The organism is Nocardioides sp. T2.26MG-1, from assembly GCF_950101795.1.
Lineage (GTDB): Bacteria > Actinomycetota > Actinomycetes > Propionibacteriales > Nocardioidaceae > Nocardioides.
This window is the reverse complement of record NZ_CATNLZ010000037.1, coordinates 113,853-129,484: the sequence shown is the minus strand read 5'-3', so window position 1 is coordinate 129,484 and position 15,632 is coordinate 113,853. Positions and strand designations below refer to the sequence as shown.

At 70.2% G+C, this 15,632-nt stretch carries 16 protein-coding genes; 7 read left to right on the top strand and 9 right to left on the bottom strand.

Annotation, left to right across the window (positions count from 1 at the left end; translation table 11 throughout):
• Position 1: 1 nt before the first annotated feature.
• On the top strand, positions 2–628 hold the full coding sequence (locus QQZ14_RS24615; RefSeq protein WP_284537079.1) for a hypothetical protein: 627 nt from the start codon (positions 2–4) through the stop codon (positions 626–628).
• Positions 629–637: 9 nt separating this feature from the next.
• On the opposite strand, the gene trpD is transcribed toward QQZ14_RS24615, so the two are convergent.
• From trpD to QQZ14_RS24600, 3 genes are read right to left on the bottom strand one after another with little or no spacing between them, the layout of a single operon-like run.
• Positions 638–1,663, bottom strand: a complete 1,026-nt coding sequence (trpD, locus tag QQZ14_RS24610) for an anthranilate phosphoribosyltransferase (RefSeq protein ID WP_284537078.1) — start codon at positions 1,661–1,663, stop codon at positions 638–640.
• 7 nt (positions 1,664–1,670) lie between these two features.
• Positions 1,671–2,090 (bottom strand): Rv3143 family two-component system response regulator, encoded by a 420-nt coding sequence (locus QQZ14_RS24605; protein WP_284537077.1) that lies wholly within the window; start codon positions 2,088–2,090, stop codon positions 1,671–1,673.
• A 13-nt stretch (positions 2,091–2,103) separates the two neighbouring features.
• Positions 2,104–3,084 carry a cytochrome c oxidase assembly protein gene (locus QQZ14_RS24600; RefSeq protein WP_284537076.1) on the bottom strand — a complete coding sequence of 327 codons (981 nt, stop codon included), beginning with the start codon at positions 3,082–3,084 and terminating at the stop codon, positions 2,104–2,106.
• An 18-nt stretch (positions 3,085–3,102) separates the two neighbouring features.
• Between QQZ14_RS24600 and ctaE the strand changes: the two genes are divergently transcribed.
• The 4 genes from ctaE to qcrB are packed head-to-tail and all read left to right on the top strand — an operon-like array spanning position 3,103 to position 7,557.
• Positions 3,103–3,798, top strand: a complete 696-nt coding sequence (gene ctaE / locus QQZ14_RS24595; protein WP_446740522.1) for an aa3-type cytochrome oxidase subunit III — start codon at positions 3,103–3,105, stop codon at positions 3,796–3,798.
• A gap of 38 nt (positions 3,799–3,836) precedes the next feature.
• Positions 3,837–4,718, top strand: coding sequence for a cytochrome bc1 complex diheme cytochrome c subunit (gene qcrC / locus QQZ14_RS24590; RefSeq protein WP_446740521.1), 882 nt, complete (start codon positions 3,837–3,839; stop codon positions 4,716–4,718).
• Positions 4,715–5,803 (top strand): cytochrome bc1 complex Rieske iron-sulfur subunit, encoded by a 1,089-nt coding sequence (gene qcrA, locus QQZ14_RS24585; protein WP_284537074.1) that lies wholly within the window; start codon positions 4,715–4,717, stop codon positions 5,801–5,803. Before qcrC ends, qcrA begins: the two co-directional genes overlap by 4 nt.
• Positions 5,803–7,557: a cytochrome bc1 complex cytochrome b subunit gene (qcrB, locus tag QQZ14_RS24580; RefSeq protein ID WP_446740524.1), complete on the top strand. Its 1,755-nt coding sequence runs from the start codon at positions 5,803–5,805 to the stop codon at positions 7,555–7,557. The genes qcrA and qcrB overlap by 1 nt, the downstream gene beginning before the upstream one ends.
• 44 nt (positions 7,558–7,601) lie before the next feature.
• Here qcrB and QQZ14_RS24575 read toward each other — a convergent pair whose 3' ends face one another.
• The 5 genes from QQZ14_RS24575 to ctaC all read right to left on the bottom strand — a co-directional run bounded on the left by QQZ14_RS24575 (position 7,602) and on the right by ctaC (position 13,075).
• Positions 7,602–8,531 (bottom strand): hypothetical protein, encoded by a 930-nt coding sequence (locus QQZ14_RS24575; protein WP_284537072.1) that lies wholly within the window; start codon positions 8,529–8,531, stop codon positions 7,602–7,604.
• 165 nt (positions 8,532–8,696) lie between these two features.
• The gene (locus QQZ14_RS24570) at positions 8,697–9,902 is read right to left on the bottom strand and encodes a L,D-transpeptidase (RefSeq protein WP_284537071.1); all 1,206 of its coding nucleotides are present in this window, start codon (positions 9,900–9,902) and stop codon (positions 8,697–8,699) included.
• Between the two features lie 103 nt (positions 9,903–10,005).
• Positions 10,006–10,404, bottom strand: a complete 399-nt coding sequence (locus QQZ14_RS24565) for a cytochrome c oxidase subunit 4 (protein WP_284537070.1) — start codon at positions 10,402–10,404, stop codon at positions 10,006–10,008.
• Positions 10,404–12,152, bottom strand: coding sequence for an aa3-type cytochrome oxidase subunit I (gene ctaD / locus QQZ14_RS24560; RefSeq protein ID WP_284537069.1), 1,749 nt, complete (start codon positions 12,150–12,152; stop codon positions 10,404–10,406). The genes QQZ14_RS24565 and ctaD overlap by 1 nt, the downstream gene beginning before the upstream one ends.
• Entirely contained in the window at positions 12,149–13,075 is a 927-nt protein-coding gene (gene ctaC / locus QQZ14_RS24555; protein ID WP_284537068.1) for an aa3-type cytochrome oxidase subunit II, read from the bottom strand. Before ctaC ends, ctaD begins: the two co-directional genes overlap by 4 nt.
• A gap of 162 nt (positions 13,076–13,237) precedes the next feature.
• On the opposite strand from ctaC, the gene QQZ14_RS24550 reads away from it, so the two are divergent.
• A complete protein-coding gene (locus QQZ14_RS24550) occupies positions 13,238–14,356 on the top strand; it encodes a cysteine desulfurase family protein (protein ID WP_284537067.1) in 1,119 nt (372 codons plus the stop codon).
• Positions 14,353–14,595 (top strand): sulfurtransferase TusA family protein, encoded by a 243-nt coding sequence (locus QQZ14_RS24545; RefSeq protein ID WP_284537066.1) that lies wholly within the window; start codon positions 14,353–14,355, stop codon positions 14,593–14,595. Before QQZ14_RS24550 ends, QQZ14_RS24545 begins: the two co-directional genes overlap by 4 nt.
• A gap of 7 nt (positions 14,596–14,602) precedes the next feature.
• Here the strand turns inward: QQZ14_RS24545 and QQZ14_RS24540 are convergent, their stop codons facing one another.
• Positions 14,603–15,586 (bottom strand): carbohydrate kinase family protein, encoded by a 984-nt coding sequence (locus tag QQZ14_RS24540; RefSeq protein ID WP_284537065.1) that lies wholly within the window; start codon positions 15,584–15,586, stop codon positions 14,603–14,605.
• Positions 15,587–15,632 lie beyond the last annotated feature (46 nt).

The following is a 15,632-nucleotide window of genomic DNA, read 5'->3' as shown; positions in this document are numbered from 1 at the left end:
CGTGGACTGGGTCCAGGACCACTGGCTCGACGCGGTCGGGTGGGGCGGCAGCGCGCTGCTCGTCTTCTCGCTGCTCCAGGCGCGGGTGCTGCGCTTCCGCATCCTCAACACCCTCGCCTGCGTCGTGCTGATCTTCTTCAACGCGATGATCGACGTGTGGCCGATGGCGGCGATGAACGTCGTGCTGACCGCGATCAACGTCTGGTTCATCGTCAATCTGCGCGCCCAGCGGCACGACGAGGCGGCGTTCGACGTGCTGGAGGTCCGCCCCGACGACGACTACCTCCGCCACGTGCTGCGGGTCCACCGCGAGGACATGCTGCGCTACCAGCCGGACTTCTCCTGGCAGCCCGGTGATGGTGACGACCGCGCGTTCATCGTGATGAAGGGCGACGAGACCGTGGGCGTGGTGGTGCTCCGACTGGAGGGCGACGTCGCGCAGATCCGCCTCGACTACGTCACGCCGCGCTACCGCGACTTCACCCCGGGCGAGTTCGTCTGGCGGCGCAGCGGCATGCTGACCGCCCTGGGCGTGCACCAGGTGGTGACGCCGCCGAACATGATCGGCGCCTACTACGACCACGTCGGGTTCCGCAGCAACGGTCGGGAGTACGTCCTCGACGTGTGATCCGCGGCGTCAGCCGGCGGTCGCCACGACCCAGCGGTCCAGCACCGCGGCCGCTGCCCCGGTGTCGAGGGCCTCGCGGGCGCGCTCGACCCCCGCGGCCAGCGCCTGGTCGGGCGCGGTGGCGGGAGCGTCGTACACCGCGAGAGCGGCGCCGGCGTTGAGCAGCACGGCGTCGCGCACCGGACCGGTCTCGCCGGCGAGCAGCCGTCGTACGACCTCGGCGTTGTGGGCGACGTCGCCGCCGCGCAGCGCGTCGGGAGTCGCCCGGGCGAAGCCCAGGTCGGCGGCGTCGACCGCGCTCTCGCGGACCTCGCCGTCGTGCACCCACCACAGGCGCGACGTGGTGGTCGTGGTCAGCTCGTCGAGCCCGTCGTCGCCGCGGAACACCCAGGCGTCGACGCCGCGGGCCGCGAACACGCCGGCCATCACCGGCGCCATCCGCAGGTCGGCGCAGCCGATCGCCTGGGCCTGGGCGCGCGCGGGGTTGGTCAGCGGGCCGAGGAAGTTGAACGTGGTGCCGATGCCGAGCTCGCGCCGCGGCACCGCGGCGTGCCGCATCGCCGGGTGGAAGGCGGCGGCGAAGCAGAACGTGATGCCGGCCTCCTCCGCGACCGCGGCGACCCGGGCAGCCGGCAGGTCGAGGCGGATGCCGAGGCTCTCGAGCACGTCGGCTGAGCCGGACTGCGAGGACGCGGACCGGTTGCCGTGCTTGACCACCCGGGCACCGGCGCCTGCGGCGACGATCGCCGCCATCGTGGAGATGTTGACCGACATCGACCGGTCGCCGCCGGTGCCGACGACGTCGAGCAGCCGGCCGGGCACCGTGATCGGCGTGGCCAGGCCGTACATGCTCTCGACGAGGCCGGTGACCTCCTCGACGGTCTCGCCCTTGGCGCGCAGCGCGACCGCGAACCCCGCGATCTGCGCCCCGGTCGCCTCACCGGAGAGGATCTCCCCCATCGCCCACGACGTCTGCGCGGCGCTGAGGTCCGACCCGGCGACAAGCGCGCCGAGCACCTCCGGCCAGGCCGTCATCGGTCGGTCACGTGCGGGCGGGTGCGTGCGGACGGAGCAGCGAGACCACGGTCTCGGCCAGCTGGATCGGGTCCAGCGGGTGCGGTACGGCGGCCTCGGCGCGCGACCACGTCGCGAGCCAGGCGTCCTGGGGCCGGCCGGTGAGCACCACGATCGGCGGGCACTGGTAGATCTCGTCCTTGAGCTGCTTGGCGATGCCCATCCCGCCGGCGGGGACCGCCTCGCCGTCGAGGATCACCAGGTCGATGCCGCCGGCGTCGAGGTTCTGGATCACGACCGGCTCGGTCGCGACCTCGACGTACTCGAGCTCCGGCAGGTCGGGGTGCGGCCGACGCCCCAGCGCCACGATGACCTGCTGGCGGGTGTTCACGTCGTCGCTGTAGACCAGCACCCGCAGGGCGGTCCGGTGGAAGGTCGAGTCGGTCACGCCCGCGATGCTACTAGGGAGCGTCCTCCGCGCCGGAAGCGCCTGCTGCGTGGGACGCGGGGTTCGTGGCCGCGGCGCGCTCCCGCGCCTCCAGCAGGTCCAGGCGCCGGTCCTCGCGGGCCGCCTCCTTCATCGACGAGCGCACCCACTGGGTGAACAGCGCGGCGAACAGCACGATCGCGATCAGGTCGCCCGAGCCCCACAGGATGCCGCCGGCGAGGTGCTGGTCGTCGGCCGGATCGGGCAGCCAGGCGCCCATCGGGCCGTTGTGGAGGTCGGGGTACCAGGACCCGCCGAGCAGCTCCTCCTGGCCCATGATCGTCACGCCGAGGAAGGCGTGGAACGGCAGCGTCAGCACGACCAGCAGCATCCGGAACGGGTAGCCAACCCGCCCGGGCACCGGGTCGATGCCGAGGATCGGCCAGAAGAAGAGCGATCCCACGAGCACCAGGTGGATGTGCATCATCTCGTGCACGTACGCCGAGTGCAGGCTCGCGGCGTACCACCCGGAGAAGTAGAGCGCCCACGGCGAGACGACGTACACCGTGAACGTCAGCGGCGGGAACGACAGCACCTTGGCCGCCCGGGAGTGCAGGACGACCAGCAGCCACCGCCGCGGGCGAGACGGGAGCGTGCGCAGGGCGAGCGTCACGGGCGCGCCGAGTGCCAGCGCCATCGGCACCAGCATCGAGAGCACCATGTGCTGGACCATGTGCACGCTGAGCAGCGTCAGGTCGTACGCCGCGAGCCCCGAGCTGGTGGCGAACAGGAACGACCCCATCCCGAGCCCGACGAACGCCAGGGTGCGCCCGACCGGCCAGTGGTCGCCGCGCCGGCGCAGGACCAGGGTCCCGTAGACGTAGAGCCCCGCGACCCACACCGTGAGGACGAACGACACTGGCTCGAGCGACCACTCGCTGAAGAGGCTGGAGGCAGTGAACCGGGGAAGGTCGCCGGTGGCCTCGACGAGGGTCCCGACCGCGGCTTGGAGCACGGTCTGAACTCTAGGACCATGCGACACGGGCCCCCCGGGGTGCCCTCCTGCCCGAGTCACGACATAATGACGCCCGTGGCGACTGCAACCGCGATTCCGGCATCCCGTCTGCACGGGCACCACGACCGTCCGAGCATGGTCAGCGTGGGGACGATCATCTGGCTCTCGAGCGAGCTGATGTTCTTCGCGGCGCTGTTCGCGTCGTACTTCACGATCCGGGCGGTCAGCCCGGATCTGTGGGCCCAGAACACCGAGCACCTCAACGTGCCGTTCGCCTCGGTCAACACCACGATCCTGGTGCTGTCCTCGCTCACCTGCCAGCTCGGCGTGTTCGCCGCCGAGCGCGGGCAGGTCGGTCGCGCCGGCTCGATCTTCAAGGTGTCCGGCTGGGGCCTGCGCGAGTGGTTCGTGCTGACCTACCTGATGGGCGCGGTCTTCATCGGCGGCCAGGCCACCGAGTACGCCGAGCTCGTCCGCCACAACGTCACGATCCAGGACTCGGCGTACGGCACGATGTTCTACCTGACCACCGGCTTCCACGGACTCCACGTGACCGGCGGCCTGATCGCCTTCCTCTTCGTCCTCGGCCGCACGTTCGTGGCGCGCAAGTTCACCCACGAGCAGGCCGTGAGCGCGATCGTCGTCTCCTACTACTGGCACTTCGTCGACGTGGTGTGGATCGGCCTGTTCGCGACCATCTACCTCGTCCAGTAGTCCCGACCCGCAGACCGACCAATCGCAAGGACTGAATCGTGCGTCTCCTGAATCGCTCCGCCGGTCGCCTCTCCCGGCACCGTCGCGGACCGCTGGCCGGCCTCGCCGTGGTGCTGCTGGGCCTGCTCCTGACCGGTGGTCTGTACACCGTCTTCTCCCCCGCCCAGGCCGGCTCCGCCGCGTCCAGCGAGGAGCAGATCGCCCAGGGCCGTCAGCTGTTCCTCGTCAGCTGCTCGTTCTGCCACGGCCAGAACGGCGAGGGCATGCGCACCCAGGAGGGTGACGGCGACCAGACCCAGCTCGGCCCCTCGCTGGTCGGCGTGGGTGCTGCGGCCGTCGACTTCCAGGTGAGCACCGGCCGGATGCCGATGGCCCGCCCGGGCGCCCAGGCCCCGCGCAAGCCCGAGACGTTCAGCGAGGACGAGGTCGCCGCGCTCGCGGCGTACGTCGCCTCCCTCGGCCCCGGCCCGGCCATCCCCGACGAGAGCGACTACAGCATCGACGGGCTCTCCGACGAGGAGCGCCAGCAGGCGATCACCAACGGCGGCCAGATCTTCCTGACCAACTGCACCGCCTGCCACAACTTCGAGGGCTCCGGCGGCGCGATGCCGCGAGGTGGCTACGCCCCGCAGATCCGGGGTGTGGAGCCCCGGTTCATCTACGAGGCCCTGCTGACCGGTCCGCAGAACATGCCGAACTTCTCCAACGGCAACCTCTCCCCCGACGAGAAGCGCGACGTGATCGCCTACCTCGGCTCGCTCGAGGACATGCCCGACTACGGTGGGTTCGGCCTCGGTGGCCTCGGCCCGGTCCCCGAGGGGCTGGCGGCCTGGGTCCTCGGCATCGGCTCCCTGGTGGGTGCCGCCGTCTGGATCGCCGCCCACACGACCCGCTCGACCAAGAAGAAGGTGGACGCGTGACCGAGAGCCACGACCACGCCCACGAGCTCGTGAACGTGCCCGACGACGCGGTGGTCAACGACCTCTACGCCAACCCCGGGATCCCCGAGCACCAGTGGCGGCCGACCGACGTCGACCCCAAGGCCGAGAAGCGCGCCGAGCGGCAGGTCGCCGCGTTGTTCGGGCTGTCTGCGCTGTGCACGATCCTGCTGCTGGTGTCGTACTTCGTCTTCGACATCGGCGACGACCCCGACGTGGTCGGCGGCCTCGGCGCCTCCAACCTGTTCCTCGGGCTGTCGCTGGCCGGCGCGCTGCTGTTCCTCGGCATCGGCATCATCCAGTGGGCCCGCAAGCTGATGGCCGACCACGAGATCGTCGAGGACCGGCACCCCGCCGCGTCGTCGACCGAGGACCGCGAGGCCACCATCGCCGCGCTCAACGCGGGCCTGGAGGAGTCCGGCATCGGCCGTCGCCCGCTGGTGCGCAACTCGCTGCTCGGCGCCGTGGGCCTCCTCGGGCTGCCGGCGGTCGTGCTGCTCCGTGACCTCGGCCCGACGCCCAACCAGGTCAAGAACTCCGGGGACTACCCCGGCGCCGGCATCGAGCACACCCTGTGGAAGAAGGGCATGCGCGTCGTCCGCGACGTCGTGGGCACCCCGATCCGGCCCGGCGACCTCGAGATCGGCGACCTCGTGAACGCCGAGCCCGAGGCCATCTTCAACGGCGGCGCGGACGGCGAGCCGCTCGAGGGTGTGGCGCTCCAGATCGGCAAGTCCAAGGGCGCGGTCGTGGTCGTCCGGATGGAGCCCGACGAGATCACCCCCGGCAAGGGCCGGGAGAACTGGTCGGTCGACGGCATCGTCTGCTACTCCAAGATCTGCACCCACGTGGGGTGCCCGATCTCGCTGTACGAGCGGACCACGCACCACCTGCTCTGCCCGTGCCACCAGTCGACCTTCGACCTCGCCGACTCGGCGAAGGTCGTCTTCGGCCCGGCCGCCCGACCGCTGCCGCAGCTGCCGCTCGAGGTCGACGACGAGGGCTACCTCGTGGCGAGCGATGCATTCGACGAACCCGTGGGACCGAGCTTCTGGGAGCGTGGCTGATCATGGACACCACCAAGGTCGCCAAGACCAACGCCACCACGGCGGCGACTGCGCAGAAGCCCAACCGGGCCGGCGCGGTCGCGGGCTGGGCCGACGAGCGCCTCGGCCTCGCCACCGCCATGAAGAAGAACCTGCGCAAGGTCTTCCCCGACCACTGGTCGTTCATGCTCGGCGAGATCGCGCTCTGGAGCTTCGTCGTCCTGCTCCTCACCGGCGTGTTCCTCACGCTGTGGTTCACGCCCAGCATGGGCGAGGTCCAGTACAACGGCTCCTACGACCAGCTGCGCGGCATCCACATGTCCGAGGCCTACGCCTCCAGCCTGCGCCTGTCCTTCGACGTGCGCGGCGGCCTGCTGATGCGTCAGATGCACCACTGGGCCGCGATGCTGTTCGTCGCCTCGATGATGGTGCACCTGCTCCGCGTGTGGTTCACCGGCGCCTACCGCAAGCCTCGTGAGCTCAACTGGGTGATCGGCTGCCTGCTGCTGATCCTCGGCACGCTCGAGGGCTTCACCGGCTACTCGCTGCCCGACGACCTGCTCTCGGGCACCGGCATCCGGGCCGCCGACGGCTTCGTCAAGGCCACTCCGGTGGTCGGGACCTACATGTCGTTCTTCATGTTCGGCGGCGAGTTCCCGGGTGAGTCGATCATCCCGCGGCTCTACATCGTGCACGTGCTGCTGATCCCGGGCCTGCTGCTCGCGCTCATCGGCGCCCACATGCTGCTGCTCGTCTACCACAAGCACACCCAGTGGCCCGGTCCCGGCCGCACCGAGAAGAACGTCGTGGGCTTCCCCATGCTCCCGGTGTACGCCGCCAAGGCCGGCGGGTTCTTCTTCATCGTCTTCGGCGTGACCGCGCTGATGGGGGCGTTGCTGACGATCAACCCGGTCTGGAAGTACGGCCCCTACGATCCGTCGAAGGTGACCGCGGGCTCCCAGCCGGACTGGTACATGGGCTGGCCGGACGGCGCACTGCGCATCATGCCCGGCCTTGAGACCCACATCTGGGGGATCACGATCAGCTGGAACGTGATGCTGCCGATCCTGATCCTGCCGGTCGTGATGTTCACGATCCTGCTGCTGCTGCCCTTCCTGGACGCGTGGATCACCGGGGACAAGCGCGACCACCACCTGCTGGAGCGGCCGCGCAACGCGCCGACCCGGACCGCGCTGATGGTCGCCCTGATGACCATGTACGGGCTGTTCTGGATCGCGGGCGGCAACGACATCATCGCGATCAAGCTGCACGCGAGCATCAACCAGATCACGTACTTCCTGCGGGTCGCGGTGTTCGTGGGCCCGGTGATCGCCTTCGTGGTCACCCGGCGCTGGTGCATCTCGCTGCAGCGCAAGGACAACGACACGCTCCTCCACGGCTACGAGACCGGCATCATCATGCGCTCGGCCGAGGGTGGCTACACCGAGCGGCACCTGCCGCTGCCGGCGTCGCGCGCCTACTCGATGGCGGCGCGTGACCGCGACCCGGTGCTCGACGGCCACGACGTCGACGAGGTCGACGCCAACGGCATCCCGGCCCCGACCGGCGGCCGGCTGGCGGCGCTGCGGCACCGCCTGCGCACGGTGTGGTACGCCGACAACGTGCAGAAGCCGACCCCGGCGGAGCTCGAGGAGGGCCACCACCACGCGGAGCACGAGCACGAGCTCCAGGCACCCGTGGAGGGCCACGCCGCCGACGGCCACCAGTTCGACGGCCACCACCTCGTCGAGGACGAGCACCTGCGCTCGCACTGAGCCTCGCAACGTTGACCCGCCCGAAACTTTCGGGCGGGTCAACGTCATTTGGTGAGCTCGGCCCACGCGCGGCGCAGGATCCGGTCAGCGTCCTGGTCCCGCCCGTACACATTGGCCTTGCGGAAGACGAGGATGATCCAGCCGTGCTCCCGACGGCACCAGTCACGCCGACCGGCGTCATGTTCGACGGCGCCATCGTCGTGGAACTCCTCCCCGTCGTACTCGGCACCAAAGAGGCGATCCTCGAGACCCAGGTCGAGGTAGTACCGCCCGCCGTCGGGAGCCCGGACCGGGACCTGGCAGCGGGGGCGGGGGATGCCGGCCTGGATCCAGCGCAGCCGCAGCACGCTCTCCCCCGGCGACTGGGCCATCGGGTCGACGAGTGGCACGAGGACCCTCAGCTGCACGACACCTCGGTAGCGACGGAAGCGCAACGTCGCCAGGGCGAGCTCGTCCAGCGTGAAGCAGCGCAGCGCTGCCAAGCTGTCCATGGCGGCAAGTGCCTGGTCGACGTGCAACAGCCGCCCGAGATCACAGGCGGTGCGAAGCGGGGTCGTCACCCGCACACCGTCGAGGTCGGCGACATCTTCCGGAGGCAGTCGACGTTCGCCACTGGCGACCAGTCCGTTGCGCAGCCGATGGCCGGGAGGGCAGAAGACGTGCACAGCCGGGGTGACGAGATGGTCTCCCGGGGCAAGGATCATGTTGGCGCCCCACACCCATCCGGCGGTGCGATCGGTCACGACGCAATCGGCCGGCACGACGAGTCGAAGCACCGCGAGCCGGAGGCTGAGGTCGTCGGTGAGGTCGGCCGCGTGGTAGACACCGCGAATCGGGTGCTTGAGCAGGCCGTCGCGGCACCACCGCCGCAGCCACAGGTACGACGCACCGTCGTCCAACGCGTCGCGCGCCGTGAACGGACCGGGCCGTTCCAGAACACGGCCGAGTGCGGCGAGCTCCTCACCGACGGGCAACTGGGTAGAAGACATGCGGAGAGGCTGCCCGGCACCCGCCGTTCACGGAACCCGCTCCCCTCGAGCCTGTGGAGAAACGTTGACCCGCCCGAAACTTTCGGGCGGGTCAACGTCATTTGTCGACAGTTGGCGTTGACCCGTCGCGAAGTTTCGGGCGGGTCGAGCTCAGGAGAGGGCAGAGCCCTGGCGGTACTGCCGGAACGACTCGTTCCAGTCGCCGTAGCCGTTGGTGAGGGTCATCGGGCGGTCGGTGCCGGTGTACTCGACCACGTCGCCGCGCCGGGACATGGCGTAGAGCCAGGCGGCGTTGGCGGTGCTCATGCCCGTGCAGCCGTGGGAGACGTTGGCGTAGCCCTGGGAGCCGACCGACCACGGCGCAGCGTGGATGAACTCGCCGGAGTAGGTGACCCGCATCGCCCACTGGACGTCGTCGATGTCGTAGGAGTCGGCGCTGCCTGCGGGGATGCCGACGGTCTCGGAGTTCATCCGCTTGACGTCGAACTTCTCGATGATCACCTTCACGCCGGAGCGGGTGGTGAAGCCGGGCTTGCCGGTGGTGATCGGCAGGGTGCGCAGCAGCTTGCCGTTGCTGAACACCTTCATCTGGTGGGTCTGGGCGTTGACCCGGTAGATGTGCGCGTCCCCGACGTGGAAGTCGAGCTCGCGGCTCTCCTGGCCGTAGATCCCCTTGCCGGCCGGCACGCTGTTGATGTCGACGTCCACGTGCACGTCGGTGCCGGCCTTCCAGTACGACTTCGGGCGCCAGTGCGCCTCGGTGTCGCTGATCCAGTGCCAGGCCCCCGGCTGGCTCGGCGACGAGGTGACCTCCATGTGCTTCTCGAAGGTCGCCTTGTCGGTCACCGGGAGGTCGAACGTGACGATCACCGGCATCCCGACCCCGACGGTCTCGCCGGCCAGCGGCGCCACCGACGGATAGGTCTGCTGGTCGAGCGTGAGCGCCTGGGTGCTGAACCTCGCGGTGCGGGTCACCCGGGTGCCGTCGGACCTCTCCGCGACGGTCGTCATCGTGTACGACGTGCCGGGCTCGAGCCGCCCGGACGCGGCCCAGCGCGTGCCGTCGGCCTGCACCTCGCCGGGGACCTTGCCGGCCGGGGAGGTCACCTGGACCGACTCGATCGAGCCACCCGTGGCCCGGACCGACAGCTCCCGGTCGACCGGGACGTCCTTGGCCCCCTTGGCGATGCTCGAGACCAGCTTCAGCGGGGGCACGGACTCCGACGCCGAGGGACTCGGGTCACCCCCGAGCGCGGACGCTCCGGGGAGGTCGTCGGACTGGCAGGCCGTGAGCGTCAGCACGGCAGCCATCGCGAGGGCGGCAACCGCGCCGAGGCGCGGACGACTCTGGGACATGCTGGAACTCCCCGTGACGAGCGTGCGTGTGGTCCTGCGACCAGCCTAACCGGCCGCACCCACAGCGCCGATTCGACGCCGCGGGCGTGGACCGGGCTCGTGCTCAGTGAGCGTGCTCGCCCCGGTAGTACTCGAAGATCCACCCGCTGAGCGCGATCGCGCCGAGCGCGATGCCGATGATCAGCAGCCACCAGGCGCCGAGAGCGGTGGCGTAGACGACGACGCTGAGCGTCATCGCGCACCAGAGCGGCCACCAGGAGTACGGCGGGAAGAACCCGAGCTCGCCGGCACCGTCGGCGATCTCGCCGTCCTTGCGGTCCTCGGGACGCGGGTCCATCGTCTTGGCGTGGAACGCCAGGTAGAGCGTGACCATGCCGGCGAGCAGGAAGGTCATCGTCAGCACCGAGGTGCCGGTCCAGTCGGAGGTGATGAACCAGTACGCCGGGCTGACCAGCGCGAAGAAGATCGCGGCGATCGCGAAGATCCAGGCCTCGGACTTCATCAGGCGTTGCCCTCCGGGTCGTTGTTGCGGTCGCGCAGCATCTCCTCGCGACCCTCCATGTCGGGCGCGTCGGCGGGCCCACCGACCCGCGCCATCTCGTTGTCCTCCAGCTCGATGGCCGCGACCTCGGGGTGGTGCAGGTCGAACGCGGGCGACTCCGAACGGATCCGCGGGATCGTGACGAAGTTGTGGCGCGGCGGCGGGCAGCTGGTCGCCCACTCGAGCGAGCGGCCCCAGCCCCACGGGTCGTCGGTGTTGACCAGCGGCGAACGGCGGGAGATGTAGACGTTGTACAGGAACGGCAGCGTCGAGGCGCCGAGCAGGAACGCACCGATCGTCGACACCTGGTTGAGCGTCTGGAACCCGTCGCCCGGCAGGTAGTCGGCGTAGCGCCGCGGCATGCCCTCGACCCCGAGCCAGTGCTGCACCAGGAAGGTGGTGTGGAACCCGACGAAGAGCAGCCAGAAGTGCACCTTGCCGAGCCGCTCGTCGAGCATCCGGCCGGTCATCTTCGGCCACCAGTAGTAGAAGCCCGCGAACATCGCGAACACCACGGTGCCGAACACCACGTAGTGGAAGTGCGCGACCACGAAGTAGGAGTCGGACACGTGGAAGTCCAGCGGCGGGCTCGCCAGGATCACGCCGGTCAGGCCGCCGAACAGGAAGGTCGTCAGGAACCCGATCGACCAGAGCATGGGCGTGTCGAACGAGATCGACCCGCCCCACATCGTGCCGATCCAGTTGAAGAACTTCACTCCGGTCGGTACGGCGATCAGGAACGTCATGCCGGAGAAGAACGGCAGGTCCACGGCGCCGGTGACGAACATGTGGTGGGCCCACACGGCGACCGAGAGGATCGCGATGCCGAGCGTGGCGCCGACCAGGCCGATGTAGCCGAAGATCGGCTTGCGGCTGAACACCGGGAGGATCTCGGTGACGATGCCGAAGAACGGCAGCGCGATGATGTAGACCTCGGGGTGGCCGAAGAACCAGAACAGGTGCTGCCACAGGATCGCGCCGCCGTGGGCGGTGTCGAACACGTGCGCACCGAGCAGGCGGTCGGCCTCGAGGGAGAGCAGGGCGCCCGCGAGCACCGGGAACGCGATCAGGATCAGCAGGCTGGTGACCAGCGTGTTCCACACGAAGATCGGCATCCGGAACATCGTCATGCCGGGCGCACGCATGCAGATGATCGTGGTGATGAAGTTGACCGCTCCCAGGATCGTGCCGAGGCCGGCCATCCACAGGCCCATGATCCACAGGTCGCCGCCGACGCCGGGCGAGTTGATCGCGTCGGAGAGCGGCGTGTAGGCGAACCAGCCGAACGACGCGGCGCCGCCGGGGGTCAGGAAGCCGGAGGCGGCGATCAGGCCGCCGAAGAGGAACAGCCAGTAGCTGAACATGTTCAGCCGCGGGAACGCGACGTCGGGCGAGCCGATCTGCAGCGGCATGATGACGTTCGCGAAGCCGAAGAACAGCGGGGTCGCGAACAGCAGCAGCATGATCGTGCCGTGCATCGTGAACAGCTGGTTGTAGACCTCGTCGTTGACGACCTGCATGCCCGGGTAGGCCAGCTCGGAGCGGATCAGCATGGCCATCAGGCCGCCGATCATGAACCACGCGAACGACGTGCCGAGATAGAGCTTGCCGATCAGCTTGTGGTCGGTGGTCGTGAAGACCCGGGCGAGCTGCTCGCCCAGCGGGGGACGTGCTGCGACGGTGCTGGGGTGTGCGGCGGTGGCGGTCACTGGCCCTCTCCCTCGGATTCGTCGTCCAGTCCGATCTGCGTGGAGGCGAACTCGCCGCCCAGCAGCGGGGTCTGCGACGTGGCGCCGGCGTCCTCGAGCTGCTGGAGGTACGCCTCGTAGTCGGCCTCGCTGACGACCTTGACGTGGAAGAGCATCCGCGAGTGGTAGGCGCCGCAGAGCTCGAAGCACCGGCCGTCGAAGGTGCCGATCCGGGTCGGGGTCACCTCGTAGTGGTTCACCCGGCCCGGGACCACGTCCATCTTGATCAGGAACGCCGGCACGCTGAGGTCGTGGATCACGTCGGGCGAGTGCAGGTTGAAGCGCGTGGTCTTGCCGACGGGGAGCACCAGCGTCGGGATGTAGGACGCCGTGCCCGCCTCGTAGGCGTACGACGAGTAGGGGAACTCGTCGTCCGCGGCGTCCTCGTTGGCCGCCGCGTCCTGCTCGCCGAGCCCGTAGTTGAACGTCCAGGCCCACTTCTGGCCGACGACCTCGATCGTGTTGTCGACCGGCAGGTCGTCGTCGAGGACGGCGTTCTGGGTGTCGACGGTCTTGGCGAAGAAGACGATCACCATGATGATCGGGGCGATCGTGTAGAAGATCTCGAGCGGCAGGTTGTAGCGCGTCTGGACCGGGATCTCGTCCTCGCTGCGGCGGCGGAAGCGCCAGATCGCATAGAAGATCAGGCCCCAGACCACGGCACCCGTCAGGAGCGCGGCGATCCACGCGCCCTGCCACAGGCTGAGGATGTGCTCACCTTGCGTGGACGCCGGGTCCGGCATCGCCAATCGCTTCCACTCGCCCTCGGTCTCGGACGAGCAGCCACCCAGCACCAGCACGCCGGCACCCATCGCGGCCAGGCCGATCACCCGGCGGGCGGGCCCGCGGCTGCCGGCCGTGCGCTTGGGGAGTTGCAGACTCAACGCCTGAGCCTCTCTCTCAACGAACACGGATGTGCGGAACCTTATCGGAATCCCAGGACCTAATGCCCCCTGGGGGGCCCTTGTGCGGACAGATGTCCCGGGACCTTGTACCCGCCGGTACCCGCCTCGGGACCTCGCCCGGGTGCGGATAGGTTCGGGCACGTGACGAGCGCAGCTCCCCCGGGCGGGCCACGAGGCCCGGTCTACCTCGACTCGGCGTCGTCCGAGCCGCTGCACCCGACGGCCCGCGAGACCCTGCTGGCCGCCCTGGATCGGGGGTACGCCGACCCCCGGCGCCTGCACGGCCCGGCGCGGGACGCCCGGCTGCTGCTCGACAACGCCCGCGCGGTCGTCGCCGAGTGCCTCGGGGTCCGCCCCGACGAGGTCACGTTCACCTCCTCCGGCACCGAGGCGGTGCATCGCGGGCTGCTCGGGCTGCGCCGTGGGCCGGCCGCCCGGATCGGGTACGCCGCCGTCGAGCACTCCGCTGTCGTGCACGCGGCCCGGTGGGCCGGCACCGAGCCGATCGAGGCCCCGGTCGACCGGCTCGGCCGGGTCGACCCGGAGGGCTTCCCCGGCGCCGACGTGGTCGCGCTCCAGAGCGCCAACCACGAGGTCGGCACCCTCCAGCCGGTCGGCGAGCTCCGGCTGCCCGCCGGCGTCCCCGTCTTCGTCGACGCCTGCGCCTCGATGGGCCGACTCCCCCTCCCCACCGGGTGGGACGTGCTTGCCGGCTCCGCACACAAGTGGGGCGGCCCGGCGGGCGTCGGGGTGCTCGTGGTGCGCAAGGGCACCCGGTGGCTCAACCCGTTCCCCGGGGACGACCGGGTCGACGAGCGCGCCAGCGGCTTCGAGAACGTCCCCGCCGCCTTGGCCGCCGCCGCGGCACTGCGGGCGGTCGTGAGCGAGCGCGACGAGGTCGGCGCCCGCCAGTTCGCGCTCGTCGACCGGATCCGCGCGGCCGCCACCGCGATCCCCGACGTCGAGGTCGTCGGCGACCCGGTCGACCGGCTCCCCCACCTGGTGACGTTCTCCTGCCTGTACGTCGACGGCGAGGCGCTGGTCACCGAGCTCGACCGCCGGGGGTACGGCGTCGCCAGCGGTTCGGCGTGCACGGCCTCGACCCTGACCCCCAGCCGCGTGCTGCAGGCGATGGGCGTGCTCACCCACGGCAACCTGCGGATCTCGCTGACCCGCGACACGACCGAGGAGGACGTCGACGGCCTCCTCGCGGTGCTCCCGGGCGTCGTCCGGGACATCCGGGCGGAGGCGGGCCTGTGACCGGGCCGGCCGACCTCGAGCTGGACTGCCGGGGGATGCTCTGCCCGCTGCCGGTCATCGAGCTCGGCAAGCGGATCGGCGAGGTGCCCGTGGGCGGCCTGGTGGCCGTGGCCACCGAGGACGTCGCGGCCCGCACGGACGTCCCGGCCTGGTGCCGGATGCGCGGCCAGGAGTACGTCGGCGAGGAGGCGGCCGCGGACGGGACGCCCCGCTACGTCGTCCGGCGCGTCAGCCCCTGACTCCCGGTCAGCTGAGCGCCTTGAGGTACGGCGCGACGTCCTCGGCGGCCGCCGAGCCGTAGGAGTGCTCGATCCGGGCGAGGAACTGCCCGGGGGTGAAGGTGTACTCCTGCGTGCCGACCGTCTCCACGACGTACGCCGCCAGCACGCACCCGACCTGGGCGGCCCGCTCGAGGCCGACGTGCCAGGCCATCGCGGCGAGGAACCCGGCCCGGAAGGCGTCACCGACCCCGGTCGGCTCCACCGCCACGACGTCGCGCGCGGCCGGGAGCTCGATGGGGGGCTCGCCGGAGCGCAGGACGCGCACGCCGTCCTTGCCGAGGGTGGTGACCTGGATCCCGACCCGGGACAGGATCTCGTCGGCCGACCAGCCGGTCTTCTGCTCGATCATCGCCGACTCGTACTCGTTCGAGAACAGGATCGCCGCGCCGTCGATGAGGTTGCGGATGAGGTCGCCGCCGCTGAACGCGAGCTGCTGGCTGGGGTCCGCGATGAACGGGTAGCCGCGCTGGCGGCACTCGTCGGTGTGCCGGAGCATGCCGTCGGGGTCGTCGGCGCCGATCAGGACGTACTCGGGCTCGCCCACGCGGCCCGCGATCGGCGCCAGCTCGATCAGCCGGGCCTCGCTCATCGCGCCGGGGTAGAACGACGCGATCTGGGCGCCCGTCGGGTCCGTGGTGCACACGAAGCGGGCGGTGTGCCGGGTCTCGGAGATCCGCACGTGCCCGCAGTCGACGCCGTGCCGCTCCAGCCAGGACCGGTAGTCGGCGAAGTCCTCCCCGGCCGCGCCGACCAAGACCGGCCGCACGCCGAGCTGGCCGAGGCCGAAGCACATGTTGGCCGCCACCCCGCCGCGGCGGATCTCCAGGTCCTCGACCAGGAAGGAGACCGAGAGCTTGTCCAGCTGCTCGACGACCAGCGAGTCGGCGAACTTGCCCTGGTAGCTCATCAGGTGGTCGGTGGCGATGGAGCCCGCGATCAGCAGCGACATGCCGAGAACACTACTGATTGGTACCGCTAGGGGTACCAATCAGTAG